Annotated in this window: 29 protein-coding genes, 1 tRNA gene and 1 pseudogene; 10 read left to right on the forward strand and 21 right to left on the reverse strand. The window is 58.9% G+C overall.

What is annotated here, in order from left to right:
- Nucleotides 1-153: 153 nt before the first annotated feature.
- Nucleotides 154-552, reverse strand: a complete 399-nt coding sequence (locus tag BXA01_RS00930) for a RidA family protein (RefSeq protein ID WP_076562622.1) — start codon at nucleotides 550-552, stop codon at nucleotides 154-156.
- Between the two features lie 113 nt (nucleotides 553-665).
- Here BXA01_RS00930 and BXA01_RS00935 point away from each other — a divergent pair, with 113 nt between their 5' ends.
- Both BXA01_RS00935 and BXA01_RS00940 read left to right on the forward strand, forming a co-directional pair.
- Complete coding sequence (locus BXA01_RS00935) at nucleotides 666-1,595, forward strand: LysR family transcriptional regulator (RefSeq protein ID WP_076562623.1); 930 nt, start codon at nucleotides 666-668, stop codon at nucleotides 1,593-1,595.
- A 48-nt stretch (nucleotides 1,596-1,643) separates the two neighbouring features.
- Nucleotides 1,644-2,669, forward strand: a complete 1,026-nt coding sequence (locus BXA01_RS00940; protein WP_076562625.1) for a GlxA family transcriptional regulator — start codon at nucleotides 1,644-1,646, stop codon at nucleotides 2,667-2,669.
- A 33-nt stretch (nucleotides 2,670-2,702) separates the two neighbouring features.
- Here BXA01_RS00940 and BXA01_RS00945 read toward each other — a convergent pair whose 3' ends face one another.
- Entirely contained in the window at nucleotides 2,703-3,737 is a 1,035-nt protein-coding gene (locus BXA01_RS00945; protein WP_076562627.1) for an alpha/beta fold hydrolase, read from the reverse strand.
- Between the two features lie 306 nt (nucleotides 3,738-4,043).
- Here BXA01_RS00945 and BXA01_RS00950 point away from each other — a divergent pair.
- Nucleotides 4,044-4,118 (forward strand) — tRNA-Gln (locus tag BXA01_RS00950).
- Nucleotides 4,119-4,233: 115 nt separating this feature from the next.
- Here BXA01_RS00950 and BXA01_RS00955 read toward each other — a convergent pair.
- Nucleotides 4,234-6,222 carry a peptidase U32 family protein gene (locus tag BXA01_RS00955; protein ID WP_056789588.1) on the reverse strand — a complete coding sequence of 663 codons (1,989 nt, stop codon included), beginning with the start codon at nucleotides 6,220-6,222 and terminating at the stop codon, nucleotides 4,234-4,236.
- Nucleotides 6,223-6,446: 224 nt separating this feature from the next.
- Here BXA01_RS00955 and BXA01_RS00960 point away from each other — a divergent pair, with 224 nt between their 5' ends.
- Nucleotides 6,447-6,923 carry a hypothetical protein gene (locus BXA01_RS00960; protein ID WP_076562629.1) on the forward strand — a complete coding sequence of 159 codons (477 nt, stop codon included), beginning with the start codon at nucleotides 6,447-6,449 and terminating at the stop codon, nucleotides 6,921-6,923.
- A gap of 165 nt (nucleotides 6,924-7,088) precedes the next feature.
- On the opposite strand, the gene BXA01_RS00965 is transcribed toward BXA01_RS00960, so the two are convergent.
- Nucleotides 7,089-7,469: a RidA family protein gene (locus BXA01_RS00965; protein ID WP_024013136.1), complete on the reverse strand. Its 381-nt coding sequence runs from the start codon at nucleotides 7,467-7,469 to the stop codon at nucleotides 7,089-7,091.
- Between the two features lie 215 nt (nucleotides 7,470-7,684).
- Here BXA01_RS00965 and BXA01_RS00970 point away from each other — a divergent pair, with 215 nt between their 5' ends.
- Nucleotides 7,685-8,098 (forward strand): cupin domain-containing protein, encoded by a 414-nt coding sequence (locus BXA01_RS00970; protein WP_076562631.1) that lies wholly within the window; start codon nucleotides 7,685-7,687, stop codon nucleotides 8,096-8,098.
- Nucleotides 8,099-8,110: 12 nt separating this feature from the next.
- Here the strand turns inward: BXA01_RS00970 and BXA01_RS00975 are convergent, their stop codons facing one another.
- From BXA01_RS00975 to BXA01_RS01020, 10 genes and pseudogenes are all read right to left on the reverse strand, one after another.
- On the reverse strand, nucleotides 8,111-8,362 hold the full coding sequence (locus BXA01_RS00975; RefSeq protein WP_076562633.1) for a hypothetical protein: 252 nt from the start codon (nucleotides 8,360-8,362) through the stop codon (nucleotides 8,111-8,113).
- A complete protein-coding gene (locus BXA01_RS00980) occupies nucleotides 8,359-8,616 on the reverse strand; it encodes a DUF6555 family protein (protein WP_056789607.1) in 258 nt (85 codons plus the stop codon). Before BXA01_RS00980 ends, BXA01_RS00975 begins: the two co-directional genes overlap by 4 nt.
- Nucleotides 8,617-8,848: 232 nt before the next feature.
- Nucleotides 8,849-9,400: an ATP-dependent Clp protease proteolytic subunit gene (locus tag BXA01_RS00985; protein WP_041480149.1), complete on the reverse strand. Its 552-nt coding sequence runs from the start codon at nucleotides 9,398-9,400 to the stop codon at nucleotides 8,849-8,851.
- 376 nt (nucleotides 9,401-9,776) lie between these two features.
- Nucleotides 9,777-9,893, reverse strand: a pseudogene (locus BXA01_RS00990) (general stress protein); the annotation flags it as partial.
- Between the two features lie 309 nt (nucleotides 9,894-10,202).
- Nucleotides 10,203-10,433, reverse strand: a complete 231-nt coding sequence (locus BXA01_RS00995; protein WP_076562638.1) for a hypothetical protein — start codon at nucleotides 10,431-10,433, stop codon at nucleotides 10,203-10,205.
- 233 nt (nucleotides 10,434-10,666) lie between these two features.
- Nucleotides 10,667-11,704, reverse strand: a complete 1,038-nt coding sequence (locus tag BXA01_RS01000; protein WP_076562640.1) for a DNA topoisomerase IB — start codon at nucleotides 11,702-11,704, stop codon at nucleotides 10,667-10,669.
- A 71-nt stretch (nucleotides 11,705-11,775) separates the two neighbouring features.
- Nucleotides 11,776-12,855, reverse strand: a complete 1,080-nt coding sequence (gene modC, locus BXA01_RS01005) for a molybdenum ABC transporter ATP-binding protein (protein ID WP_076562642.1) — start codon at nucleotides 12,853-12,855, stop codon at nucleotides 11,776-11,778.
- 3 nt (nucleotides 12,856-12,858) lie between these two features.
- Complete coding sequence (gene modB / locus BXA01_RS01010; protein WP_076562644.1) at nucleotides 12,859-13,539, reverse strand: molybdate ABC transporter permease subunit; 681 nt, start codon at nucleotides 13,537-13,539, stop codon at nucleotides 12,859-12,861.
- Nucleotides 13,540-14,307: a molybdate ABC transporter substrate-binding protein gene (gene modA / locus BXA01_RS01015; RefSeq protein ID WP_076562646.1), complete on the reverse strand. Its 768-nt coding sequence runs from the start codon at nucleotides 14,305-14,307 to the stop codon at nucleotides 13,540-13,542.
- Nucleotides 14,308-14,440: 133 nt separating this feature from the next.
- The gene (locus BXA01_RS01020; protein ID WP_076562648.1) at nucleotides 14,441-15,505 is read right to left on the reverse strand and encodes an NAD(P)H-dependent flavin oxidoreductase; all 1,065 of its coding nucleotides are present in this window, start codon (nucleotides 15,503-15,505) and stop codon (nucleotides 14,441-14,443) included.
- A 206-nt stretch (nucleotides 15,506-15,711) separates the two neighbouring features.
- Between BXA01_RS01020 and acuI the strand changes: the two genes are divergently transcribed.
- Nucleotides 15,712-16,695, forward strand: a complete 984-nt coding sequence (gene acuI, locus BXA01_RS01025; RefSeq protein ID WP_076562650.1) for an acrylyl-CoA reductase (NADPH) — start codon at nucleotides 15,712-15,714, stop codon at nucleotides 16,693-16,695.
- On the opposite strand, the gene ada is transcribed toward acuI, so the two are convergent.
- From ada to BXA01_RS01040, 4 genes are all read right to left on the reverse strand, one after another.
- Nucleotides 16,685-17,746 carry a bifunctional DNA-binding transcriptional regulator/O6-methylguanine-DNA methyltransferase Ada gene (ada, locus tag BXA01_RS01030; protein WP_076562652.1) on the reverse strand — a complete coding sequence of 354 codons (1,062 nt, stop codon included), beginning with the start codon at nucleotides 17,744-17,746 and terminating at the stop codon, nucleotides 16,685-16,687. The two genes, acuI and ada, sit on opposite strands and share 11 nt — an antisense overlap.
- Nucleotides 17,747-17,826: 80 nt before the next feature.
- Nucleotides 17,827-18,498 (reverse strand): DNA oxidative demethylase AlkB, encoded by a 672-nt coding sequence (alkB, locus tag BXA01_RS01035; protein WP_076562654.1) that lies wholly within the window; start codon nucleotides 18,496-18,498, stop codon nucleotides 17,827-17,829.
- Between the two features lie 8 nt (nucleotides 18,499-18,506).
- Nucleotides 18,507-18,677 carry a hypothetical protein gene (locus tag BXA01_RS27055; RefSeq protein ID WP_016774926.1) on the reverse strand — a complete coding sequence of 57 codons (171 nt, stop codon included), beginning with the start codon at nucleotides 18,675-18,677 and terminating at the stop codon, nucleotides 18,507-18,509.
- Between the two features lie 28 nt (nucleotides 18,678-18,705).
- On the reverse strand, nucleotides 18,706-19,008 hold the full coding sequence (locus tag BXA01_RS01040) for a DUF1883 domain-containing protein (RefSeq protein ID WP_007912251.1): 303 nt from the start codon (nucleotides 19,006-19,008) through the stop codon (nucleotides 18,706-18,708).
- 211 nt (nucleotides 19,009-19,219) lie between these two features.
- Between BXA01_RS01040 and BXA01_RS01045 the strand changes: the two genes are divergently transcribed.
- Complete coding sequence (locus tag BXA01_RS01045; protein ID WP_016774925.1) at nucleotides 19,220-19,576, forward strand: hypothetical protein; 357 nt, start codon at nucleotides 19,220-19,222, stop codon at nucleotides 19,574-19,576.
- A 72-nt stretch (nucleotides 19,577-19,648) separates the two neighbouring features.
- On the forward strand, nucleotides 19,649-19,879 hold the full coding sequence (locus BXA01_RS01050; RefSeq protein ID WP_016774924.1) for a hypothetical protein: 231 nt from the start codon (nucleotides 19,649-19,651) through the stop codon (nucleotides 19,877-19,879).
- Between the two features lie 3 nt (nucleotides 19,880-19,882).
- Here the strand turns inward: BXA01_RS01050 and BXA01_RS01055 are convergent, their stop codons facing one another.
- On the reverse strand, nucleotides 19,883-20,170 hold the full coding sequence (locus tag BXA01_RS01055; RefSeq protein WP_016774923.1) for a hypothetical protein: 288 nt from the start codon (nucleotides 20,168-20,170) through the stop codon (nucleotides 19,883-19,885).
- Nucleotides 20,171-20,310: 140 nt separating this feature from the next.
- Nucleotides 20,311-20,496, reverse strand: coding sequence for a hypothetical protein (locus tag BXA01_RS01060; protein WP_016774922.1), 186 nt, complete (start codon nucleotides 20,494-20,496; stop codon nucleotides 20,311-20,313).
- Between the two features lie 258 nt (nucleotides 20,497-20,754).
- Between BXA01_RS01060 and galU the strand changes: the two genes are divergently transcribed.
- Both galU and gorA read left to right on the forward strand, forming a co-directional pair.
- The gene (gene galU, locus BXA01_RS01065) at nucleotides 20,755-21,594 is read left to right on the forward strand and encodes a UTP--glucose-1-phosphate uridylyltransferase GalU (protein WP_024013124.1); all 840 of its coding nucleotides are present in this window, start codon (nucleotides 20,755-20,757) and stop codon (nucleotides 21,592-21,594) included.
- Between the two features lie 129 nt (nucleotides 21,595-21,723).
- Complete coding sequence (gorA, locus tag BXA01_RS01070; RefSeq protein ID WP_076562656.1) at nucleotides 21,724-23,082, forward strand: glutathione-disulfide reductase; 1,359 nt, start codon at nucleotides 21,724-21,726, stop codon at nucleotides 23,080-23,082.
- On the opposite strand, the gene BXA01_RS01075 is transcribed toward gorA, so the two are convergent.
- The gene (locus tag BXA01_RS01075; RefSeq protein WP_076562658.1) at nucleotides 23,079-24,095 is read right to left on the reverse strand and encodes a DNA-binding protein; all 1,017 of its coding nucleotides are present in this window, start codon (nucleotides 24,093-24,095) and stop codon (nucleotides 23,079-23,081) included. The two genes, gorA and BXA01_RS01075, sit on opposite strands and share 4 nt — an antisense overlap.
- Between the last annotated feature and the right edge of the window lie 160 nt (nucleotides 24,096-24,255).

The following is a 24,255-nucleotide window of genomic DNA, read 5'->3' on the forward strand; positions in this document are numbered from 1 at the left end:
TTCTCCGTTTCGTAAGCGTCAACATTCGAAGGGCAGCCGCTACCGGGCGGCGCGCCACGTCAGGGTAGACGAAACGGCGAGGTTATACGCATTCGCGAGGAGATTGGCCAGCCTCCGTGCCGGCGCGGTGTGTCTGTTTGTGTACGGTTGCGGTCAAGCCGCCTCGGGCAATTTGGCAATCACCTTGATCTCGAAATCGAAACCCGCCAGCCAGGTCACGCCGACAGCGGTGATGGTCGGAAACGGCGCTTCGCCCCAGAACTCCGGCACCACAGTCCAGATCGTTTCGAACGTCGAGTGCGGATCGACCATGAACACGGTGACATCCACCGCATCATCGAAGCTGCAACCGGCCGCAGCGAGGATCGCGTTGAGGTTGTGGAAGGCGGTGCGCACCTGATCGCGCAGATCGGCCTCGGGCGAGCCATCCTCACGGCTGCCGACTTGTCCGGAGACAAACAGAAACCCGTTGGAGCGAATCGCCGGCGAGTAACGGTGACGCTCATACAGGGCGTGGCGGGCGGGTGGGAATACTACATCGCGCTTGGGCATGGGGCTGACTCCATCAGTGGTTGATGGAGTGACTTTAGGTATTTGCAGCTGCCGGATAAACGCGCAAGCTTGGCGTTCACTGTTTGCAAATTCCAAACAATCGAGAGGCGCGGATGGACCGGTTCGATGCGATGCAGGCCTTTGCCCGGGTGGTCGAGGCGGGGAGTTTCACCAAAGCTGCCGAAACCTTGCACATGAGCAAGACCACGGTGACGCAACTGGTGCAGCAACTGGAGGCGCGGCTGCGGGTCAAGCTGCTCAATCGCACCACGCGCAAGGTCAACGTCACCGCCGATGGTGCGGCTTATTACGAGCGGGTGATCAAGTTGCTGGCCGACATGGACGACGCCGAAACCAGCCTGCCCGGTGCCGCCGCACGGCCACGCGGGCGCTTGCGCATCGACGTGCCGAGCCCGTTCGCGCGGCACATTCTGGTGCCGGCGTTGCCGGAGTTTCATGCGCGCTACCCGGACATCCAGATCGACATGGGCGTCAGCGACCGCATCGTCGACATCATCGATGAGAACGTCGATTGCGTGGTGCGCGGCGGCGAATTGCTCGATCAATCGCTGATGGCGCGCAAGCTCGCCGATCTGCCCTTGGGGGTATTTGCCGCGCCGGCTTATCTGGCTCGCGAAGGTACGCCCGACCATCCGCGCGAACTGGAAGACTCCCATCATCGGGTGGTCGCGTTTCTTTGGGCTCGCACTGGCAAACCTCTTCCGTACACGTTGCATAATGGCACCGAGCGCCTGCAGATTAAGGGCCGGCATGTGCTTGCGGTAGATGACGGCAATGCCTATCTGGCGGCGGGGCTGGCGGGCATGGGTGTGCTGTGGTTGCCGACGTATATGTCTGACGCGCATGTTGCGCGTGGCGAATTGGTGCAATTGTTTGAAGACTGGCAGCTTGAATCGATGCCGCTTTATCTGGCGTATCCGCCGAACCGGCATGTCAGCCTCAAGTTGCGGGTATTCATTGATTGGGTGGTCGCGCTGTTGGCGGCGCTGGCGCCAATCGTGACGCACCAGTCACGGCCATGATTGACTCTTGCGCTGAACCAGCCAACTATCGCCGCATAACAACGACCGATGGACCCGACCTTGATTGAACGACGTCAATTCAGTGGTGGCATGAAGGGCAAGAACCTTCGCTATCTGAATGAACAGAACCCCGATAACACCGGCGTGACCCGCACCGGTTTCCTCTTGCTCGAACATTTTTCACTACCGGCATTCACTCAGGCGCTCGATACGGTAGTCACCACCAACCTGCTGCGCCCGGGACTGTTTTCGTCGCGCACTTTCGGCTTGGGCGATGGCGAGGTGATCAGTGATCTGGGCCTGGTCATCCGCCCCGATGCGCGCCTGGATTTTGCGGCGCTTCCCGAGTTGGATCTGCTTGTAGTGTGCGGCGGATATCGCACCGAGCTGCGCGCCAGCGACGAGTTCATCGGCTTGCTCAAGACTGCAGCGGAACGGGGCGTAAGTCTCGCCGGACTGTGGAACGGTTCGTGGTTTCTCGGCCGCGCCGGTTTGCTCGATGGCTATCGCTGCTCGATCCACCCGGAACATCGCCCGGCACTGACCGAAATCGCCAAGAGCACCCATGTCAGCAGCGAGCCTTATGTGATCGATCGTGATCGGCTCACCGCATCGAGCCCGTCCGGGGCCTTCCACATGGCGCTGGACTGGATCAAGGGCTTGCATGGCAAAGCCTTGGTCGAGGGCATCGAAGACATCCTCGCCTTCGAAGAGTCGCGCTACCGGCGCATCAAGCCCGATGAAAACATCTGCGTCAGCGCGCCGTTGCGGGAAGTGATCAAGCTGATGGATGCCAACCTCGAAGAGCCGCTTGAGCTGGAACAACTGGCGGTCTACGCCGGCCGCTCACGGCGCCAGCTCGAGCGCTTGTTCAAGGAACAACTGGGCACCACGCCGCAGCGCTACTATCTGGAGCTGCGCATCACCGAAGCCCGCCGCCTGCTGCAACATACCGAGCTGTCGCAGGTGGAAGTATTGGTGGCTTGCGGTTTTGTCTCACCGAGCCATTTCAGCAAGTGCTACAGCTCGTATTTTGGTTATCGGCCTTCGAAGGAAAAACGGCTGGTTAAATAGATCCAGCCGTTTTAATACCCTGAGGGCTTTTCTTCAGAGATGGTCGGCATCCACCACTGCCTGGGCGAATGCCTTCGGAGCCTCTTGAGGCAAATTATGTCCGACCCCACCCTCAATCAACCGGAACTGATATTTGCCGGTAAAGCGCTTGGCATAGTCCTCAGGCTTGGGATGTGGCGCACCATTGGCATCGCCTTCCAGGGTAATCGTCGGCACGCTGATCGACGGGGCAGTCGCAAGCTTCTCTTCCAGCGCGGCATATTTCGCTTCACCCTGCACCAGGCCCAGCCGCCAGCGGTAGTTGAATACGGTGATCTCGACGTGATCGGGGTTCTGCAATGCCTTGGCGCTGCGGTCGAAGGTGGCGTCGTCGAACTTCCACTGCGGCGAAGCCAGCTGCCAGATCAGTTTGGCGAAGTCGTGGGTGTTTTTTTCATAGCCGGCACGGCCGCGTTCGGTGGCGAAGTAGAACTGGTACCACCACTGCAATTCGGCTTTCGGCGGCAGCGGGTTTTGCCCGGCGGCCTGGTTGCCGATCAGGTAGCCGCTGACCGCCACCAGTGCTTTCACGCGCTCTGGCCACAAGGCCGCGACGATGTCCGCCGAACGCGCGCCCCAGTCGTAGCCGCCCAGCACTGCTTGCTTGATCTTCAGTGCGTCCATGAAGTCGATCACGTCGCTGGCCAGCGCCGCCGGTTGGCCGTTGCGCAGGGTGTTTTTGGACAGGAACTGCGTGTCGCCATAACCCCGTGCATACGGCATCAGCACGCGGTAACCCTTGGCCGCGAGCAGTGGTGCGACATCGTCGTAGCTGTGAATGTCGTAGGGCCAGCCGTGCAGCAGAATCACCACTGGGCCATCAGCGGGGCCGGTTTCGGCGTAGGCCACGTCGAGCAAGCCAGCCTTGATGTGCTTCAGCGGGCCGAAAGGCGAGGGCGCGGAATAGGTGACGGTGGCCGGTTCAGTGGTTTGCGCCTGAGCGCTGCCGACGGCGCCGAACAGTGACAGCGCCAGGACTGACAAGCCGAGCGCGGCGGTGATTTTAGAGGTGTGCAGAGCCTGTTTCATGCTGACGTCTCCTTTGCGAGCCTGTGGCCAAGGGGCTGGATGAACCCTTGAAACCCTGGGTGCATTGAAGCGTGGCGAGGTATCTGCTCTGTGTCCCCAAAGAGCGTATTTGCATTGGGTTGTGTAGCAGCGGGGCGCGTACACAGTGTGATACATGGCGATGAAACGGTGAGTTTTCGCGCGAAATAATAAGTCGCTGTTTTAAAACAAAAAATATTTCATCTCGGGCTTCCCAAACGAAATGAATGTTGTTAAATTGCGCCCCGTTCTCACAGCGATCCTAACGGAGCCGCTGACCAGAGCTACAGGGGCGTCGCCAAGCGGTAAGGCAGCAGGTTTTGATCCTGCCATGCGTTGGTTCGAATCCAGCCGCCCCTGCCATCTACGAAAAAAACGCCAACTTCGCAAGAAGTTGGCGTTTTTTTATGCCTGCGATTTACCGCGTTTGGAGCCAAGCAGGCGTGCGCGATGCCGAAGCACCGCACACGCCGGTCACTCAGTGCGGTGCGCGCGGGATGGTTTTCATCAGGTCTTCAGGGCTGATGTGGCCGACCACGCTGCCCGGCTGCGGCAGGTTGAGGATGTGGCCTTTCATCTTGCCGATGATGTGCATCTCGCACGGCTTGCAATCGAACTTCAACGTCAGCACTTCATCGCCGTGGATCAACTGCATCGGCGCGACCTTGGTGCGCACGCCGGTCACGCCTTTGGCCTGTTTCGGGCACAGGTTGAAGGAGAACCGCAGGCAATGCTTGGTGATCATCACCGGCACTTCGCCTGGCTCTTCGTGAGCTTCGTACGCCGCATCGATCAGCTTGACGCCGTGACGGTGGTAGAAGTCGCGCGCCTTCTGGTTGTAGACGTTGGCGAGGAAGGTCAGATGCGAATCCGGGTACACCGGTGGCGGCGTGGTTTCGGCCTTGCGGCTGCCACGCGGATGCGCGGCGACACGTGCCGCAGTCAGCGCTTCGATCACTTCGCGACGCAGCGACTTGAGCTGCGAGTTGGGAATGAAGAACGCTTGCGGCGCATCCAGCTTGATGTCGGTGGCGTGATACTGCGTGGTGCCGAGCTGACCGAGCAGGTCGCGCAATTGCTCCAGCGCTTGTTCAGGCTTGTTGGCGACACCAAACGGCCCGTTCAGCGTGACGCTGGCGCTGATGCCTTCTTCGCTGGTCGCGGTCACTTCCAGCTGTTCTTCGCGCAGACGGGCGAACCAGCTCAGGGCCACGCGACGTTCCGAAGAAGTCTTTTGCAGCGCCTGTTGCCAGTTGTGATCGAGGTTGCGATTCAACGGGTGGCTTGGACGCAGCTTGAACAGGCCCTCGGGCATTTCGTTCGGCTCGACGCGGTAGCGGTAGCGCTTCTCGCCGTCTTCTTCGAACTCGCCTTTGGCCTCGGCGATGTTGGCGCGGAAACCGACCACTTCGCGTTTGACCAGTACGTTCAGACCGTCACCGTTAGACAGCGGCTCATGGGTGACAACCTGCATGTCACGCTTGCCGACTTTTTCCACCGTACCGACCGGCAGGCCGGTGAAGGTCGGCGAATCGAAGGCGCCGATGTCGATCTTGCGATCAGTGACGAAATAATCGGTGCTGCCACGGTGGAAGGTCTTTTCCGGGTCGGGCAGGAAGAAATGCACGGTGCGGCCGCTGGAGGCGCGGGCCAGGTCAGGGCGGTCTTCGAGCACGTCGTCCAGACGCTGGCGGTAATAGGCAGTGATGTTCTTCACATAGCCCATGTCCTTGTAGCGACCTTCGATCTTGAACGAACGCACGCCTGCTTCGACCAGCGCGCGGATGTTGGCGCTCTGGTTGTTGTCTTTCATCGACAGCAGGTGTTTTTCGTAAGCGATCACGCCACCCTTTTCGTCTTTCAAGGTGTACGGCAAGCGGCAAGCCTGGGAGCAGTCGCCCCGGTTGGCGCTGCGGCCGGTCTGCGCGTGGGAAATATTGCACTGGCCGGAGAAGGCCACGCACAGCGCGCCGTGGATGAAGAATTCGATGGCCGCGTCGGTTTCATCGGCGATGGCGCGGATTTCTTGCAGGTTCAGCTCACGGGCCAACACCAACTGCGAGAAACCGGCCTGATCGAGGAACTTCGCTCGCTCGAGGGTGCGGATGTCGGTCTGGGTCGAGGCGTGCAGCTCGATCGGCGGAATGTCCAGCTCCATTACGCCCAGGTCCTGAACGATCAGCGCATCGACGCCGGCGTCGTACAACTGATGGATCAGCTTGCGCGCCGGCTCCAGCTCGTTGTCGTGCAGGATGGTGTTGATGGTGGTGAAGATGCGTGCGTGGTAACGGCGGGCGAACTCGACCAGTTCGGCGATTTCGCTGACTTCGTTGCAGGCGTTGTGGCGTGCGCCGAAGCTCGGGCCGCCGATGTACACGGCGTCAGCGCCATGCAGGATGGCCTCGCGGGCAATGGCGACATCGCGGGCAGGGCTGAGCAATTCCAGGTGATGCTTGGGCAAGGACATAGTTTTTTTAGTCAGGCGGTCACGGGCAAGGGGCGCATTGTACCTGTGAAACACTTGGGCGGCATCAGCGTGCCGATATCAGGTACGAAGGACCTAGCACAATACGAGGCAATGCATAACTGTAAAGTCTGTCAGTTGTCCGCCCGCGTCCAAAGCGTGAACATCAGGTGGGAGCGGGAAAGTCGCTCTGGCCTATATCACGCAAGACATTGGAGATTAATATCATGAAAGGAAATAACGCTTTTGCGACGCTTGGCATTGCGGATTTCGCGTCGTTTAAATCGCGTCCTCGGAAGACGGCCGAAGTGTATTACAAAGCGGTCGTTTCACCCGATCATCCGGGCATAGGCAAGCCAATATTCTCCGCTACTCGGCATCTTTATTTCGGCACAAAAGAGACGTTTAGCGTTATTGGTCAATATTTTACGGACGAGGTGGGTGAGATCATTTCATTTGTGATAGATCGCTCCCTTACGGACGGTACGCATGAAATTGGCGGGTTCGGAAGCCCTGTCGCGGGATTGATGACTATGTCGCATGAAATCTTATATGCGAAAACAGGAACAATAGAGTTTGCGCGCAAACACGAAGAAGGTATCGATTCGATTACGGCAACATTCAATTTTGAAATCGAGCACCGCGGGCAAACATACCGGGTATCAGAAGGTAAACTGTTTGTTGTAGCTAGCGGTCCACTTTAAGTTTTGTGGATAGACCGTTGACGCCAATTCGCTCAACGGGCGAGCCAGCGCTTGCCAAACGGCCCCATCCTGGTGGCTGCTGTGTTTGGCGCGCGCCCTTGAGTATTTCACTGCGTATGTCGCACCCCGGAATCGTGGAGGCAGCCTACGCAGTATTTCCGCAAATCAGCCCTTGGCCGCCATCGCCGTCACTTCCACACGCATCCCTTCAACCGCCAGCGAGGCGACGCCCACCGCTGCCCGCACTGGCCAAGGCTTGGCGAAATAGCGTTTGTACACTTCATTGAAAGCCCCGCGATCGCCCATGTCGGTGAGGTAAATGGTCAGGTGCAGCACCCGGTCCATCGAACTGCCAGCACGTTCTAAGGCGACTTTCAGCGCTTGCAGCGTGCACTCGCTTTGCTCGGTGATGCCGCCGAGTTCCAGGCTGCCATCGGCGCGGGTTGGAATCTGCGTGGAAACCATGATGCCGCCGAAGGTGGCGACGTCGGAAGAAATCGAATCGGTGTCCGGATCAGGCGTGAAGATGATGTCTTGATTGGCCATGGGCATCTCTTGTTTGAGTGAATGAAGATCGCGCCAGTTTACAGACTCTTTCCCGCCATGGCCCGGACGGGGACCGCGACACGTTTGTATAAGCGTGTATCAACGCTCAGCCGATACACACGGCAACACCAAACTGCGCCTTCGAGACACATCCGCCTTACATGCCAAGCCCAAAGTAGCCCTCACACCAACACTACGTTCAAGAGGGCACCACAATGTACCGTCCACTGTTTCTGGCTTCTGCCGTTGTCTTCGCCTCCCTTGCCGGTTTCGCCCATGCGGCGGATGCGCCGGCGACGAGCTGGCAGAAAGGTCTGAGCCGTACTGATCTGGTTCGCCAGGATCTCGGCGCTGACAATCGCGAAGTTATTCAGGCGCGTATCGATTTCGATGCTGGCGTCACCTCACCTCGGCATGCGCATCCCGGCGTGGAAGTGGCCTATGTCATCAGCGGCACGTTCGAGTATCAGCTTGAAGGGCGGGCGCCGGTGATACTCAAGGCCGGTGATTCGTTGTTCATTCCGGCGGGCGTTGCGCATGTGGCCAAAAACGTCGGCAACGAGAAAGGCGTCGAACTGGCCACTTACGTCGTCCCGAAAGGCGAACCGCTGCTGATCCTCAAGCCATGAGGCGCCAGTCCGCTATTTCGAGCGCGGCTTGCTCATCGCGCGCTTGATGCGCATCCAGTCCTGATAGGCCGCCGTTCGTTTGGCGTCGGCCAGAGCCTTGGCCTCGGTGAAACGAGCCCAGGCTTCAGGGTTGTCGGTATCGTCCCCGATGAGTTGATAGGCCGCTTCTTCCATCAAGTCGGCCTGTCGGAACATCGCGGCGTTATTGGCCATCTCGTCATCCCAGGATCGGCCGAAACCGAACCTCAAGAGGTGTTCAGTCATTTTGCGTGATCCTCCTCCCAGACCAGGGGTACTGATTCTCGCCATTGCACCCCGGTCACGCCAAAGCGCTCCGCCATCGGTTTGGAAAAACGTTTCAATGGAGGCCGACCGGGGCGGGGGATGGGCGCGATTCCTGCGTCGCAACTTGCCCACTGCCACGCTTCGGCGTTGTTCATGTTTTTTGTGCGAATGACGAATGACCTGGGCTTTCCATGTAACAGGTACTCGATCACGTACAAGTCCACTGCGCTCATACATTTCCTCCGGCTGTTAAAAAGAGGGATGTCTGGCGAAATGAATAATTCAGAGAAAATTCTTTTGGCTGGGATGACCGGCATACGCCGCTTGTTTTGCGTTATACCGCCCGTTGGGGCGTGTACAAGTTGAGGCGCCAATGCACTACATGATCTTGTAATGTCGCTGCTGAGAGTGGCGAGCTGAATAGAATGAAACGCATCTAAAACGACGCGTTATTCAGGACGGGCTTCAGGAGTAAATGCATGAGCAGACAAAGTCTGCGTGAATCTCGGTGTCTTCAACCGCTGTGATCAGCCCTGCATGCAAAGCTTCTTCAGGATTGATAATGCGCGGAGCCGCTGTCAGGTATTTTTCTGTCTCCAACGCATTTTTCCCGTTACTGGTACGCTCGGCGACAATCTGCGCGTACAGATGCAAGTCGTAATCCAGGCTCATGGCATATTCCGACATGCGCGAATGATCAACCGCTCCCTGCAAGTGCCAATGAAAAGGGTGAAACAGAAACTTGCTATGAGTGCACGCGGTGCGGCGCTGGCCGGCGAGGAAAACGATATTGCCCATCGACTCGACCGTTCCCAGGTTATGGGTGTGTACCGGCACGGGCAGCGCCATCAGAAAGTTATACATCGTAAAACCGTAACTGCATTCGCCACCCATGGTAGCGATGTTCAGAATCAACCTGGGGGCATCTTCCTTTACCGCACGCGAGGCTCTATCAATCAGCTGACCGCAGGTTGAAGCATTGATCGGGCCGGTAAAGTTAATCACGTGAACAGGCATGGCAATTTCCTCGACGGGCCGGGGCTCTGCGAACGGGCTCTTTGCGCAAGGACTGGTGCCCGTCAGTCAGGAGCAGCGTTCGTACGTTGGCATCGTTTGCGTTTCTCGAGAGTTTTCGGAGTCAACGTTCAACTGCCTGCGTTCGTAACATTCATGTTGGGCACGATCGCTGTGCTGCGGGTGGCCAGGTTTTCTTTCAATGCACGAAGACCCAGCGTTGTCCGGCAGTTTCTCCGGGGAGCTGCGCGTCGCTTCTGGAACAACTTCAGCGCCTTCGCGTTGGTGTAACTGGCTTGGAGGAGTATGTGTGGAGGTGTTCATCTTTGCGCTCCGTCGAATATTACAAGGGCAGCGAGGCTGCCCTTGTACCGCTCACTTACGACTTGCGACCTCCACTGTGGCTGGATTGTCCGCCTTTGCGACCAGCTTCGGATGCTTTTTCACGATCGTTGGCGAAGTTGCCGCCAGACTGTCCGCCTTTTTTTCCGGACTCTTGCATCTTGTCACGATCGTTGCCGGCGTTACCTGTATTTTTATTTCCGGTGGTCATGATAGCTCTCCGATATCTATTAACGTTTCGCTAGTGATGTCCGCTTTCGTCACGGACACCTACTTCGATTACATATCGGTTCACGGTGTTTTTATTTTTTTTAATTGATCCGATGAGCGGTGCCTGCACTTTCTACTTATATTGGCCAGTAGTGCACATATAACTAAAGTGGCTACGCTCAATCGCAATGGATAATAAAGAAAAACAGTTACACCGATGCCGAGCCGGTTGTTGAAGTTAATTGAACCTCGACTATCTGAACCGTGGCAACGGCCGATCAATTGGCTTGAGCGTCGAAAGCGTGTCGCGAATCAGCGGCGTATCCTTTTCGATGTCGTGCAGTCGATCGCGGATGCGCAGTGCTGTCGGATGCCCGCCTTGGTGATCAACCCAGTCGGCGATCTCTTTGCAGGCGGCTGCCAGGCGCGCCTGGCGGGCGTCGAGCAGGGTGAGGAGGGTGGTGATGGACTCTTTTTCGGACATGAAACACCTCCGTTCGCTGAAACGGCTGAGTTGCAACAAAAAGCCCGCGTGGCGCGAACCTTCAGATCAACTATAGAAGACCTGTGTGATCGTGCAAAAAATACCCAGTTCAGCTCATCGGCAAATCTTGTAGGAGTGAGCCTGCTCGCGATAGCGGTGAGTCAGTTGACATCTTCATCAACTGACCCACCGCTATCGCGAGCAGGCTCACTCCTACAGGGGGGTTGTGCGACTCAGGACGCCTCACTCACCTCACACATCCGCTCAAGAAACATCGCCAAGGCCACTTCCTCGGCGCGCAGGCCTTTGCGCACGCGCGGTCGGGGCAGTTCGGCAAGGGCGCCGAGCATGAAATGTTCGAGCACGGCAGGGTGGATGTAGCATTTGCGACACACCGCTGGCGTGTTGCCCAGCTGTTTGGCGACGTTCTTCACGGCTTCGACCACATGGCGCTTGGCCTCGGTTTCCGACTCATGCTGCAGCTCGCGCAGCACTGCCAAAGCCAATGCGCTGCCCGCCCAGGTGCGGTAGTCCTTGGCGGTGAATTCAGCGCCGGTGAGCTTTTGCAGATAGGCGTTGACGTCGGAGGAGGTGACGGTGTGCCGTTCGCCGTGTTCATCAAGGTACTGAAACAGGTTTTGCCCGGGAATCTCCAGGCAGCGCTTGATGATTCGCGCCAGGCGACGGTCCTTGACGGTGATCTGGTGTTCGATGCCGCTCTTGCCGCGGAACTGGAACAGGATCGCGCTGCCGTTGACCTCGACATGCCGACTGCGCAACGTGGTCAGGCCATAAGAGCGATTGTCCCGCGCATATTGCGTATTACCGACGCGGATCAGCGTGGCGTCGAGCAAGGTAATCACCGTGGCCATGACTTTGTCGCGGCTGAAGCCCGGCTCATCGAGCAGCGCCTCGAGCTTGCGCCGCAGTTTGGGCAGGGCCAGGCCGAAATCGCGCAGACGTGAATATTTGTCGGCGTCGCGCACTTCGCGCCAGCGTGCGTGATAACGGTATTGCTTGCGCCCGCGCGCATCGCGGCCAGTGGCCTGCAAATGGCCGCACGGGTCGGCGCAGATCCACACATCGGTGTAAGCCGGCGGCACCGCGAGGGCGTTGATGCGTTTGATTTCGTCCGGGTCGGTGATGCGCTGGCCCGACGGTTCGAAATAGACGAACTTGCCGCGCAGTTTTTTCCGGGTGATACCAGGCTGAGTGTCATCGACGTAATGCAGATCGGCGGGCAGGGCATCTGTCAGCACGGTATCGGGCATGGCGGTTTCCTTCGGTCATACGGCAGTCTGTAACTGATTGACCGCAGGCGCTGGCCGTCGTGCCGAATGTTTTACGCGAGCACCGCCACCGCCTTGATCTGCGCCCACAGCCGCTGGCCTCGGTGCACGCCCAATTGATCACGCGAGAAACGGGTGATCCGCGCCAGCAGCGGCGTGCCGCCGGCATCGAGGCGGATCAGCACATGGGCACTGTTGTCAGCGGCCTGTTCGCTGATGACGGTGACGGGCAGACGATTGAGAATGCTGCTGGCTGCATCGTTGTTCAGCGCCAAGCTGATGTCACGGGCGTGCACCTTGCAGCGCAGGGCTTGGCCCACGGCCATCGGCGCATGGGTGACGCGAATGTTCATCGCAGTGGCTGGCAGTTGCAGGCTGAGCAATTGATAGGTGGCGTCGTAGGCGCTGACCTGGCCTTCGATGATGACCCCGGCGTCATCACCCATTGCCAAGGGCAGATCCAGGCGTGCGAGGGTCTCGCCGATCGGGCCGCTGGCGAGGGCTTTGCCATCACGGAGCAATACCAAATGATCGGCCAGGCGCGCGACTTCGTCCTGGGCATGGCTGACGTACAGCAGCGGAATATCCAGTTCGTCGTGCAGGCGTTGCAGGTACGGCAAGATTTCGCTTTTGCGCCGGCTGTCGAGAGCCGCCAGCGGTTCGTCCATCAGCAACAGTTTCGGGCTGGTCAGCAGGGCGCGGGCGATGCCGACGCGCTGCCGTTCGCCGCCGGACAGATGCTGCGGGTGACGCTCAAGCAAATGGCCGATGCCGAGCAGTTCGGTCGCTTGGTTGATATCGACCCGGCGTTGCGACTTGGCGATGCGTTTGAGACCAAACTCCAGATTGGCCAGCACCGACAGATGCGGGAACAGGCTGGCTTCCTGAAACACGTAGCCAAGCGCACGTTTATGCGGCGGTACGAAGATGCCGTTGGTGCTGTCCTGCCAGATCTCGTCATTGATCTGCACAAAACCCTGCTCGGCGCGCTCCAGCCCGGCGATGCAGCGCAGGCAAGTGGTTTTGCCCGAGCCGGAATCGCCAAACAGCGCAGTGACGCCGCGGCCCGGCACTTGCAGATCGACATCCAGTTCGAACCCCGGATAAGTGCGTTTCAGGCGTACATCAATCATCGATCAGCTCCAGCCTGCGCGGGTCTTGCGGCTGGAGTACAGCGCCAGCAACACCAGAAACGAGAACACCAGCATCGCCCCGGACAGCCAGTGCGCCTGGGCATATTCCAGCGCTTCGACGTGGTCGTAAATCTGCACCGAGACCACGCGGGTCTTGTCGGGAATGTTGCCGCCGATCATCAGCACCACGCCGAATTCACCCACGGTGTGGGCGAAGCCGAGGATCGCTGCGGTGATGAAACCGGGGCGCGCCAGCGGCAGGATCACGCTGAAGAACGTGTCCCAGGGATTGGCGCGCAACGTCGCGGCGACTTCCAGCGGGCGGGTGCCGATCGCCGAGAATGCGTTTTGCAGCGGTTGCACCACGAAAGGCATGGAGTAGATTACCGAGCCGATGACCAGCCCGGTGAAACTGAACGTCAGCGTGCCCAGCCCCAGCCATTGAGTGAACTGGCCGAGAAAACCGTGCGGCCCCAGCGCCAGCAACAGATAAAAGCCGATCACCGTCGGCGGCAGCACCAGCGGCAGGGCGACGATGGCGCCAATCGGGCCGCGCAACCACGACGAGGTGCGCGACAGCCATAACGCGATCGGCGTGCCGATCACCAGCAGAATCACGGTGGTCAGCGACGCCAGTTTCAGGGTCAGCCAGATCGCGGCGAAGTCGGCACTGGTCAGCGACATTTACAGTTCATACCCAAAGGATTTGATCACCGCAGCGGCTTTCGGCCCTTTGAGGTAATCGACCAGGGCCTTGGCAGCGGCGCTGTCCCGGCCCTTGTTCAAGATCACCGCGTCCTGTTTGATCGGATCATGCAGGGTGGCGGGAACAATCCATGCCGAGCCACTGCTGATTTTGCCGTCCTTGTAGATTTGCGACAGCGCCACAAAGCCCAGTTCGGCGTTACCGGTGGAGACGAACTGGTAGGCCTGAGTAATGTTCTGGCCTTCGACGATTTTGCTTTTCGTGGCTTCGCTCAACTGGAGTTTTTCCAGCACCTGGGTGGCGGCGAGACCGTATGGCGCAGCTTTTGGATTGGCGATCGCAAGGTGTTGGTATTGGTTGGTTTTCAACATTTCGCCCTGCGCATCTACGTAGCCTTCTTTCGCTGACCACAGCGCTAGCGTGCCGATGGCGTAGGTGAAGCGCGAACCTTTGACGGTTTCGCCTTCCTGCTCAAGCTTTGCCGGGGTCGCGTCGTCAGCAGCGAGAAACACTTGGAACGGTGCGCCATTCTTGATCTGGGTGTAGAACTGGCCGGTGGCGCCGTAAGCGGCGACCAGCTTGTGGCCGGTGTCTTTTTCAAAGTCGGCAGCGATGGCCTGGATTGGCGCGGTGAAGTTGGCGGCGACCGCCACTTGCACTTCGTCAGCTTGCGCGGCGCCGATGCTGAAAAATGCGAGGAATGAGGCGAGGCAGACAGGGGCGAGGCGTGTGGCAGCAAGTGTCATGTAAAGGCTCCGTGATCGGCGGTAAATGCTTTGCTTTGGATAACGCCGATACACGGGCGCAATCGCTGTATACGGAAATATATAGCGATATGCCGCCAAGTGGCGAGGGAATAAATCCGCTCGCCGCGTAAATTCAATGACGGTTGAGTTTCGCCAATGCGCCCTCGGCAAGTTGCCGGATCAGTTCAGCGCTGCCGATATCCTTGCCGAGCGTGAGCGCCTGACCGGCCCAGAGGTTGGCAAAATCGGCGTCATCCTTGGCCCGCAGCGGCATCAGCGCGCCGCCAGCCAAGGGGAAGGCCGGCGCCTGCGCTGACATCGGGCCGAGTTCACGCATCGCCCGATTGACAATGCCTCGCGCCGGACGTCCGGTGAAGATGTTGGTGATGGCGGTCTCGCTTTCCTTGGCGGTGCGCAGGGCCTTGTGGTGCGAGGCGCTGACCTTCGCCTCCGGGGTAAACAGAAACGCCGTGCCGACTTGCACCGCCGAGGCGCCGAGCATGAAAGCTGCGGCAACGCCTCGCGCATCGCTGATCGCGCCCGCCGCGATCACCGGCACTTTCACCGCGTCGACCACCTGCGGTACCAGGGCGAAGGTGCCGACCTGGGTGCTCAGATCCTCGCTGAGAAACATCCCGCGATGGCCACCAGCCTCATAGCCCATGGCGATGATCGCGTCGCAACCGTGTTGCTCCAGCCAGATCGCTTCTTCGACCGTGGTGGCAGACGAAAGGATTTTCGCCCCGGTTGCCTTGACCCGATCAAGCAGGGTTTTCTCCGGCAGCCCGAAATGAAAACTCACCACTTCGGGGCGGAATTCTTCGAGCACGGCACACGCGGCCTCGTCGAACGGAGCACGGTTGGACACCGGCGTCGGCGCCTCGAAATCGGCACCGAGTTCGCGGTAGTAAGGTTCGAGCAGATTTTTCCACTCCAGGGCTCGCTGCTCATCAGGCGCCGGTGGCTGATGGCAGAAGAAATTGACATTGAACGGCTTGGTGGTGTGCTGGCGAATCGTCTTCAGTTCTTCGCGCAGTTGCTCGATGCTCAGCATCGCTGCCGGCATTGAACCGAGGCCGCCGGCATTGCACACGGCAATCACCATCGAAGAGTTGGTCGCCCCGGCCATCGGGCCTTGGATGATCGGCAGTTCGATCCCGAGAAGATCAAGGATACGGGTGTCTGGCCACTGGCTCATATAACGAATCTCCGAACGATGAAACGGGCAGGGACGGCAAGCGGTTTTAGCAGCAAAACCGGCTGCGGGGCCAGTCTGAAATTCTGAACATCACGTGCAGTTTTTCAGCGTCGGTGCGGGTGGCTTAGCGAAAGTCGAGTGTGGCAATGTGTTGCGATGTGTTATTTCAGGGCACGCTTTCTTCCCATTATTTTCGAGGGGCCGTCATGTTCAATGCCATTCTGATCGACAAAGACGACAGCGGTTATCGCGCCAATCTGCAGCAAATCGATGAGCAGCAACTGCCCGAAGGCAACGTTAGCGTGAACGTCGCGTACAGCACCCTGAATTTCAAAGACGGCCTGGCGATCACCGGCAGCAGCCCGGTGGTGCGCAAGTTTCCCATGGTACCGGGGATCGACCTGGCGGGGACTGTCGAGTCCAGTTCGCATGCCGATTTCAAGGCGGGCGACCGAGTGCTGCTCAACGGCTGGGGCGTCGGTGAAAGCCACTGGGGCGGACTGGCGCAAAAGGCCCGGCTCAACGGTGACTGGCTGATCCCACTGCCCGAAGCTTTCACGCCGGCGCAAGCCATGGCCATCGGCACCGCAGGTTACACGGCAATGCTGTGCATTCTGGCGCTGGAGCGCCATGGCCTGAAACCGGATCACGGCGAAGTGCTGGTCACCGGCGCCAATGGCGGGGTCGGCAGCTTTGCCATCGCCTTGCTCAGCAAGTTGGGATACCGCGTGGTGGCCTCCACCGGCCGTGTATCCGAGCATGAATACCTGCAGCAATTGGGTGCTGCCGACATCATCGATCGAGCCACCTTGTCCGAACCGGGCAAGCCGTTGGCGAAAGAGCGCTGGGCGGCGGTGGTCGATTCGGTCGGTAGTCATACGCTGGCGAATGCTTGCGCCAGCACACGCTCGGAAGGCGTGGTCGCGGCATGCGGGTTGGCGCAAGGCATGGACTTTCCCGCCTCGGTAGCGCCGTTCATTCTGCGCGGCGTGACGCTGGCTGGAATCAACAGCGTGACCCAGCCCAAAGCACGCCGTATCGAGGCCTGGGGCCGACTGGCCAAGGATCTGGATATCTCATTACTGCAATTGATCAGTCAGGAAATCAGCCTGAGCGAAGCCCTTGAGGCTGCGCCCAAACTGCTCGCCGGGAAATTGCGGGGCAGGGTGGTGGTCGACGTCAATCGTTGAGTTCGCGCGTAAGCAACTGACGCTTGCGCTCGACGCCCCAGCGGTAGCCGGAAAGATTGCCGTCACTGCGCACCACGCGGTGGCAGGGAATCGCCACCGCCAAACGGTTGGCCCCGCAAGCCTGGGCCACCGCACGCATCGAAGTCGGCGCGCCAATGCGTTGCGCGATTTCGGCATAACTGGCGGTGCTGCCTGGCGGGATCTCGCGCAGCGCCTGCCAGACGCGCTCCTGAAACGCCGTGCCGCGTATATCCAGCGGCAAGTTCAGGCCCGTCGCGGGCGCTTCGACAAAGCCGACGACGCTGGCAATCAACTGTTCAAATTCGCTGTCGGCGCCGATCAGGTTGGCCTTGCGAAACTGATCCTGCAGATCGCAGACCAGTTGATGCGGATCGTCTCCCAGCAGGATCGCGCAAATCCCCCGTTCGCTTTGCGCCACCAGAATCGCCCCCAGCGAGCATTGGCCAACGGCAAAGCGAATGTCGTTGTTCTGCCCGGCGGCGCGGTAATCGGTGGGCGTCATGCCCAGCAGTTGATCGGCTGATTCGTAGAAACGGCTGTTGGAATTGAATCCGGCGTCATACAGCGCATCGGTCACCGAGCCGCCGTCCGCGAGGCGCGCACGCAGCTTGCGTGAGCGGTGCGCCGTGGCGTAAGCCTTGGGCGTCAGGCCGGTCGCGGCTTTGAATAGCCGGTGGAAATGAAAAGGGCTGAGGCGAGCGGTGGCCGCGAGGCTGCTGAGCGCCGGCAGCGTTTCACAGGCCTCGATCTGCCGACAGGCTGCAGCCACGATCGCTGCATGCTGCGCATCATTCTGATCCTTGCTGGCGCGCTTGCTTGGCCGATACCCGGCAGCTTCGGCCAGTTCGGCGCTGTCAAAAAACTCGACGTTCTGCGGTTTCGGCAAACGCGCAAGGCTGCTCGGTCTGCAGTAGATGCCAGTGGTTTTTACCGCGTAGACAAATTTCCCGTCCGCACGCGGATCGCGCGCCACCACAGCGGCCCAGCGGGGATCGTGTTCAATGCTGATTGTCTTCGAAAGCGTGTCCATGAGAGGGAATCCGTTGACCTGTTTGAGTCAGGTTAACCAGCATCGTAACCCGCGACACTCCGCGCCTTGCGGTCAAACTTTTACTGATCGCCCGCGACGCGGAAGGTGATGTTGATGCGCCGGTCGCCCAAGAGCGGGTGATGGCCGGGTTTGATTGGCAGTACGCCGTGATAGCGCAGACGGTCCACGCCGCCCCAGACCACCATGTCGCCATGCAGCAGCGGGATGCGCCGGGTTTTATCGCTGCGTTCGAAGCCGCCAAACAGAAACATTGCCGGCAACCCCAGCGACAACGAAACGATGGGCGCGGCATAACCCTTTTCGTCCTTGTCCTGATGCAGCGACATCTTGGCGCCGGGGACGTATTGGTTGATCAGGCAGGAGTCGGCCTGAAAATCCGGGAAACCGGCGCGCTCAGCCGCTTGGTGTGCCAGTTCGGCAAACACCGCCGGCATCGACGGCCACGGCAAGCCGCTGAGTGGATCGACGCTGGAATAACGGTAACCGCTGCGATCGGTGATCCAGCCCAGCTGTCCGCAACTGCTGGTGCCGACCGACATGCTGAAACCGCCGGGCGTGACCATGTGGCGTAGCGGGGCGGCGGCAAGAATCGCTTCAAGTTCGGTCAGCAGTAGCTCGACCTGCGGCAAGGCGAACCCGCGCAGCACCCACGATTGTTCGCCAATCTGCTCGGCGCGGGGCTGCTGTACGGGTTCGTTGTCGGCGAACAGGTCAAACGTGGTCGATTGCATGGTGTTGGTTACAGCGCTTTGCTGACCTTGATGTCACTGAGTTCTTCGTCAGCGTGCATTTTCTTCAGCGCCGCCTTCGCTTCCTCGTCAGTGCCGGTTTCCAGTTCAGCGAATTCGAAACGCTGTTCACCGTCCAGTTTGTACTTGATCACGTATTTGGTTTTTTGCGCCACGGTCATGTTTCCCTTTCAGAATAGGCTGCGCGTCTCAGCTCAGTTTAGTGCTGGAGCGACGGATGATCTTGATCGAGTGGGTCAGCGTCGGCTTGCGCGTCACGCTGATTGCGCGGCGGTTGACGGTGTCGATGGTGATGTTCCAGAAGCCGGTGCTCGGTGCGGTGATGCGTGCCGGGAACGTGTCGAACGCGCCGCCGTGGTAGGTGTGACGGCCGCCGTTTTTGAAGCTGCGGAAGTTGGCGTCGTTCATCAAACGGATGTTGCACATCTGCGAGCATTGAATGACGACGATGTCGTCTTCGTTGAGGTGCTCGCGCTGGTGAATGAATTTCATGGGCGCCTCCAGAAGGGCTTTTTCTACTAAATCAAAACGATAGCTTGTCGATGGGCGCAGTTTATCAGCCCGCACGGGTTATTATCTGGCCGTCGGGCGTTGCTTTGACAAATTTTGAACAGAACTTCGCCATGGCAGGCGGGTTAAATGCACAAGGCCCCGGAGAAAAGCCGCATTTGTGCTGTCGGACGGTCTTTAACGGAGGATTCATATGAAGTGGGGTGTGGTGTGTGTGCCGTTGATTCTGGCGATGGCCGGTTGTGCAAATGTTTCCGAAATCAATGAAACGCTGCCAACCATGAGCGTGATCTCCGGTAAAAAGCCCCAGGAGTATGCGCAGTGTCTGACCGACAAGCTCGCTGACAGTCGTGGTGCGTTGCAAGTCCAGCCGCAGAAGGACGGTGTACGAGTCATCGTTCCCGGCAAACTTTCGTCAGGCCCGGCAGCCGTGTTTGATATCGAAGATCGCGCCGGCGGCAGCAGCATCAAGCTGCATGAGCGCATGTCCAACGTGCCGGTTCGCCCTCGCGATGTACAGAAAGCTGCGAACGCCTGTATTTCCGGCTGATAGACTAGCGAACATCAGCACCCGATGCCGTCACAGTCCTGCTGTGGCGGCATTGTCATATATGGAGTCGCAATGAAGCGAGAGCACGTGCGGGAGCGCCACGCAGAGGGCCTTATCTCTGCCACCCATGTCATCCAGAACCCGGCGAATCCGGGTGAATGGATCGTGTTTTTCAAGAAGAGTGCAGGGCGCAGCTACTTTTTGGTGGATGACAATGATGAAGTCGAGTCCTTCAATCGGCTCGACGACCTGATCGAGGTCGTCCGTGGCCTCGGGATCAAATTCGCCGAAATCCACATGTAAGGCTTACTTGCAGACGACCACGACGTTACGGGTCTTGTAATTGCCAACGTCAACGCCCAGGGTTTTGTCATCTTCCTTGGGCGCCGGTGTGCCATCAGTGCCGACGATGCGATAGCCGGTGCCGGCGCAGGAGGCATCGGCCTTTTCGTAGCACATGGCCCATGAATTGGCTTCGCCGGAACAGTCGATGCTCAGACCCTGTTCGCCATTGTTCAGATAGGTGGGCTGCGAAGTGGCACAGCCGCTCAGTACCAATACCGCGAAAAGCGGCTGCAGTTTGTTCAGGTTCATGGTTGCGAGGTCTTCAAGTGGGGGACTGGTTGCTCTGACAGCGCCGCGATGAAAAGGTTATAGCGATTGGCCACTTGTTTGCCAACAAAGCACAAAAAAGCCCTGCATGCTGGCAGGGCTTGGCGCAAGTGCTAAGAGGATCAGTCCTGATCTTTGCCTCGGCGCTTGGAAGAAGCAGGCGTATCAGTGAACACCGAGGCCACATCTGTCGCCATCTGCTCGCTGTCGAAAGGCCCGGCGATATGTTCGCCATTGGTAGTGGTCAGCGTCCACTTGCCGTCTTTCTTGTCGATCACATACCCGTTGATGATTTTTACCGCAGCCATCTAGTCTGTCTCATTCGCTGGTTCAAAGGCGCCATGATAGCGGCAAATGCTCGCAATGGGGGCTGATAAGCGTATGGTGATCCTGTTTGCCCGGATCTTGAGCTACGCTGACTCCGCCGCTGAAATACCCGGATGGAACTATCCGCGCGAATATTTCTCTATGTTGGCATCGGTTAGCCAGCGCGGGGCATTGTAAGGCGCACGCCGCCTGATTAGACTGCCCCGAAACTCGTACACACAGCCTTTTCAAGGACTTATATGATCAAGAAATGCTTGTTTCCAGCAGCCGGTTACGGCACTCGCTTCCTCCCAGCGACCAAAGCCATGCCTAAAGAAATGCTGCCGGTGGTAAACAAGCCACTGATCCAGTACGGCGTTGAAGAAGCACTGGACGCGGGCCTGACTGAGATTTCCATCGTCACCGGCCGTGGCAAGCGTGCTCTGGAAGACCACTTCGACATCAGTTACGAGCTGGAAAACCAAATCAAGGGCACCGACAAGGAAAAGTACCTGGTCGGTATCCGCAAGCTGTTGGACGAGTGCTCGTTCTCCTACACCCGTCAGACCGAAATGAAGGGTCTGGGCCACGCGATCCTGACTGGCCGCCCGCTGATCGGTGACGAACCGTTCGCCGTGGTTCTGGCGGACGACCTGTGCGTGAACATCGATGGCGACGGCGTCCTGACCCAGATGGTCAAGCTGTACAAGCAGTTCCGCTGCTCGATCGTTGCTATCCAGGAAGTCGATCCGCAGGAAACCAACAAGTACGGTGTCATCGCTGGCGAAATGATCCGCGACGACATCTACCGCGTGCACAGCATGGTCGAGAAGCCAAAGCCGGAAGACGCGCCGTCGAACCTGGCGATCATCGGTCGCTACATCCTGACCCCGGACATCTTCGACCTGATCGAACAGACCGAGCCAGGCAAGGGCGGTGAAATCCAGATCACCGACGCCCTGATGAAGCAGGCCCAGAACGGCTGCGTCATGGCCTACAAGTTCAAGGGCAAGCGTTTCGACTGCGGTGGTGCTGAAGGCTACATCGACGCGACCAACTTCTGCTTCGAAAACTTCTACAAGACTGGCAAGGCTTACTAATAGTCTTCGCCTCGTCTGCAAAAGAAAGCCACCTTCGGGTGGCTTTTTCATTTTCCGCCCTTATATGGATGGCAGTGCTTGCCCAATGAATGGCTGCGGGTATGCTGATGGCCTGCCGAGGAGATAGAAATGGCCTACGATTTTGACCTTTATGTGATTGGTGCCGGTTCCGGCGGTGTGCGGGCTGCGCGGTTTGCCGCAGGCTTCGGGGCGAAAGTGGCGGTGGCCGAAAGCCGTTACCTGGGCGGCACGTGCGTCAACGTCGGCTGCGTGCCGAAAAAGCTGTTGGTCTACGGCGCGCACTTTGCCGAGGACTTCGAGCAGGCGTCCGGTTTCGGCTGGAACCTGGGCGAAGCCAACTTTGACTGGGCCACGCTGATCGCCAACAAGGACCGTGAGATCAATCGCCTCAACGGCATTTATCGCAATCTGCTGGTCAACAGCGGCGTGACCCTGCACGAGGCGCACGCGAAAATCGTTGGGCCGCACGAGGTCGAGGTTAATGGCGAGCGCTTCACCGCGAAAAACATTCTGATCGCCACCGGCGGCTGGCCGCAGATCCCTGAAATCCCCGGGCATGAGCATGCGATCGGTTCGAACGAAGCGTTCTTCCTCAAAGAGCTGCCCAAGCGTGTGCTGGTGGTTGGCGGCGGTTATATCGCGGTGGAGTTCGCCGGGATTTTCCATGGCCTCGGTGCCAACACCACGCTGCTGTATCGCGGTGATCTGTTCCTGCGCGGCTTCGACGGGTCGGTGCGCAAGCACCTGCAAGAAGAATTGACCAAGCGTGGCCTCGATCTGCAATTCAATGCCGACATTGCGCGCATCGACAAGCAGGCCGACGGTAGCTTGAAGGCGACGCTCAAGGATGGTCGTGTACTCGAAGCCGATTGCGTGTTCTACGCCACCGGCCGGCGTCCGATGCTCGACAATCTGGGCCTGGAAAACACCGATGTTCAGCTCGACGACAAGGGCTTCATCAAGGTCGACGACGAGTATCAAACCACCGAGCCGTCGATTCTGGCGCTGGGCGACGTCATTGGTCGCGTGCAACTGACCCCGGTCGCTCTGGCCGAAGGTATGGCCGTGGCGCGGCGTCTGTTCAAGCCGGAGCAATACCGTCCGGTGGACTACAAGATGATTCCGACCGCCGTGTTCAGCCTGCCGAACATCGGCACAGTCGGTTTGAGCGAAGAAGAAGCGCGCGAATGTGGCCACGAAGTGGTGATTTTCGAAAGTCGCTTCCGCCCGATGAAGCTGACCCTGACTGACTGTCAGGAGAAAACCCTGATGAAGCTGGTGGTCGACGCCAAAACCGACAAGGTGCTTGGCTGCCACATGGTCGGGCCGGACGCTGGCGAGATCGTGCAGGGTCTGGCGATCGCCTTGAAGGCCGGCGCGACCAAGCGCGACTTCGACGACACCATCGGGGTGCACCCCACGGCCGCCGAAGAGTTCGTCACCATGCGTACGCCGGTCAGCGCTTAAGCATCCTTCGCTTTGGCTGAGTCTGGCGCTGCCGCAACGGTAGCCGCCAGACGCTGGCTGTCTTCAAGGCTTGCCTGAACCTTGAGCAATTCCTTTTCCAGTGACTGATTGAGCTGCGTCTGCTCGTCGACGCTCTGTTTGAGCGCCTGGCTTTCCAGTGTCGCCACGCGCAGACGTTCCTGGAGAAGGGTGCGCTCGCTGTCCATGCGCGTGGCCTGCTCGAGCAACTGATCCTGACGCTGATTGCTGTGCTTGAGCTGGTCCTGCACCAGGTTCAGCTCGCGCTGAGTGCCACGGTTTTCGGTGAGCAGGCGTTCGTTATCGCGGTGCAATTGTGTGATCTCATCCTGACGCACCAACGCGCTCTGCTGGGCTTGACGCAATTCTGCCTGTATCTGCTGAAGTTGCCCTTCGTGGCGGGCCTGCTCCTGCTCGCGCTGTTCCTTGGTGGCGTTACGGTAATGCTCCAGCGCATCGCGGGCGTGCAGGTGTTTTTCTTCCAGTGAGCGGATCTGCTCGTCCTTGTCCTGCAAGCGCAATTCAAAGTCGGCCAATGCCTGGTTGAGGCCGGCGTTGCGCGTCTGTTCGGTTTGCAGCATCGAGCGGGTGTTGCTCAGCGCTTCGGATTCGCGTTGCAGCGCGGCGCCTTGAATGTCGTGGTCGTGCTCGAGTTTTTCCAGCGCCTGGCGAACCTGTTTCAGCTCGGTTTCCAGTGCTTCGCGTTGCTCCTCGAACTGTTCGCGGGCTTGCTCGATGGGTTCCTGTGCTTGTTCTTTCAGGCGCTGGGCCAGTCGAGAGACGAGGGCGGTGAGCTCATCATCAATCGGTTCTGCCGACGCTTCATTCGGCTGGGCACCGTCGTCCAGTTCTTTCAGATAGCGATGGATCGTGGTTTTCGAGCCGGTGTTGCCCATTTCAATGCGTACTGCATCGATGCTTGGGTGTTCGCCGCGAGCGAGGATCGCTGTGCGTGCGATTTGCACCAGTGCTTTGGTAATGCCGCCACGGGCCATGTGAACTCCTACGTTTACGTACTGTGGTACATGCCACTTAAGTACGCAGTGTACCATGCTGAGAATATAGGTAAATCTTTGAGATAAAACAGGCGGGATATACTGGTATTACCCAATGTCAGGCGGCAAAATGCGCACCTGCATGAGTGAACCCGTACAC

Source organism: Pseudomonas sp. B10, from assembly GCF_900156235.1.
Classification (GTDB): Bacteria; Pseudomonadota; Gammaproteobacteria; order Pseudomonadales; family Pseudomonadaceae; genus Aquipseudomonas; species Aquipseudomonas siliginis.

Excerpts from the sequence above, each read along its gene's own strand:
- BXA01_RS00930 (WP_076562622.1), bottom strand. The coding sequence starts at position 552 with ATGCCCAAGCGCGATGTAGTATTCCCACCCGCCCGCCACGCCCTGTAT.
- BXA01_RS00935 (WP_076562623.1), top strand. The coding sequence starts at position 666 with ATGGACCGGTTCGATGCGATGCAGGCCTTTGCCCGGGTGGTCGAGGCG.
- BXA01_RS00940 (WP_076562625.1), top strand. The coding sequence starts at position 1,644 with ATGGACCCGACCTTGATTGAACGACGTCAATTCAGTGGTGGCATGAAG.
- BXA01_RS00945 (WP_076562627.1), bottom strand. The coding sequence starts at position 3,737 with ATGAAACAGGCTCTGCACACCTCTAAAATCACCGCCGCGCTCGGCTTG.
- BXA01_RS00955 (WP_056789588.1), bottom strand. The coding sequence starts at position 6,222 with ATGTCCTTGCCCAAGCATCACCTGGAATTGCTCAGCCCTGCCCGCGAT.
- BXA01_RS00960 (WP_076562629.1), top strand. The coding sequence starts at position 6,447 with ATGAAAGGAAATAACGCTTTTGCGACGCTTGGCATTGCGGATTTCGCG.
- BXA01_RS00965 (WP_024013136.1), bottom strand. The coding sequence starts at position 7,469 with ATGGCCAATCAAGACATCATCTTCACGCCTGATCCGGACACCGATTCG.
- BXA01_RS00970 (WP_076562631.1), top strand. The coding sequence starts at position 7,685 with ATGTACCGTCCACTGTTTCTGGCTTCTGCCGTTGTCTTCGCCTCCCTT.
- BXA01_RS00975 (WP_076562633.1), bottom strand. The coding sequence starts at position 8,362 with ATGACTGAACACCTCTTGAGGTTCGGTTTCGGCCGATCCTGGGATGAC.
- BXA01_RS00980 (WP_056789607.1), bottom strand. The coding sequence starts at position 8,616 with ATGAGCGCAGTGGACTTGTACGTGATCGAGTACCTGTTACATGGAAAG.
- BXA01_RS00985 (WP_041480149.1), bottom strand. The coding sequence starts at position 9,400 with ATGCCTGTTCACGTGATTAACTTTACCGGCCCGATCAATGCTTCAACC.
- BXA01_RS00995 (WP_076562638.1), bottom strand. The coding sequence starts at position 10,433 with ATGTCCGAAAAAGAGTCCATCACCACCCTCCTCACCCTGCTCGACGCC.
- BXA01_RS01000 (WP_076562640.1), bottom strand. The coding sequence starts at position 11,704 with ATGCCCGATACCGTGCTGACAGATGCCCTGCCCGCCGATCTGCATTAC.
- modC (WP_076562642.1), bottom strand. The coding sequence starts at position 12,855 with ATGATTGATGTACGCCTGAAACGCACTTATCCGGGGTTCGAACTGGAT.
- modB (WP_076562644.1), bottom strand. The coding sequence starts at position 13,539 with ATGTCGCTGACCAGTGCCGACTTCGCCGCGATCTGGCTGACCCTGAAA.
- modA (WP_076562646.1), bottom strand. The coding sequence starts at position 14,307 with ATGACACTTGCTGCCACACGCCTCGCCCCTGTCTGCCTCGCCTCATTC.
- BXA01_RS01020 (WP_076562648.1), bottom strand. The coding sequence starts at position 15,505 with ATGAGCCAGTGGCCAGACACCCGTATCCTTGATCTTCTCGGGATCGAA.
- acuI (WP_076562650.1), top strand. The coding sequence starts at position 15,712 with ATGTTCAATGCCATTCTGATCGACAAAGACGACAGCGGTTATCGCGCC.
- ada (WP_076562652.1), bottom strand. The coding sequence starts at position 17,746 with ATGGACACGCTTTCGAAGACAATCAGCATTGAACACGATCCCCGCTGG.
- alkB (WP_076562654.1), bottom strand. The coding sequence starts at position 18,498 with ATGCAATCGACCACGTTTGACCTGTTCGCCGACAACGAACCCGTACAG.
- BXA01_RS27055 (WP_016774926.1), bottom strand. The coding sequence starts at position 18,677 with ATGACCGTGGCGCAAAAAACCAAATACGTGATCAAGTACAAACTGGAC.
- BXA01_RS01040 (WP_007912251.1), bottom strand. The coding sequence starts at position 19,008 with ATGAAATTCATTCACCAGCGCGAGCACCTCAACGAAGACGACATCGTC.
- BXA01_RS01045 (WP_016774925.1), top strand. The coding sequence starts at position 19,220 with ATGAAGTGGGGTGTGGTGTGTGTGCCGTTGATTCTGGCGATGGCCGGT.
- BXA01_RS01050 (WP_016774924.1), top strand. The coding sequence starts at position 19,649 with ATGAAGCGAGAGCACGTGCGGGAGCGCCACGCAGAGGGCCTTATCTCT.
- BXA01_RS01055 (WP_016774923.1), bottom strand. The coding sequence starts at position 20,170 with ATGAACCTGAACAAACTGCAGCCGCTTTTCGCGGTATTGGTACTGAGC.
- BXA01_RS01060 (WP_016774922.1), bottom strand. The coding sequence starts at position 20,496 with ATGGCTGCGGTAAAAATCATCAACGGGTATGTGATCGACAAGAAAGAC.
- galU (WP_024013124.1), top strand. The coding sequence starts at position 20,755 with ATGATCAAGAAATGCTTGTTTCCAGCAGCCGGTTACGGCACTCGCTTC.
- gorA (WP_076562656.1), top strand. The coding sequence starts at position 21,724 with ATGGCCTACGATTTTGACCTTTATGTGATTGGTGCCGGTTCCGGCGGT.
- BXA01_RS01075 (WP_076562658.1), bottom strand. The coding sequence starts at position 24,095 with ATGGCCCGTGGCGGCATTACCAAAGCACTGGTGCAAATCGCACGCACA.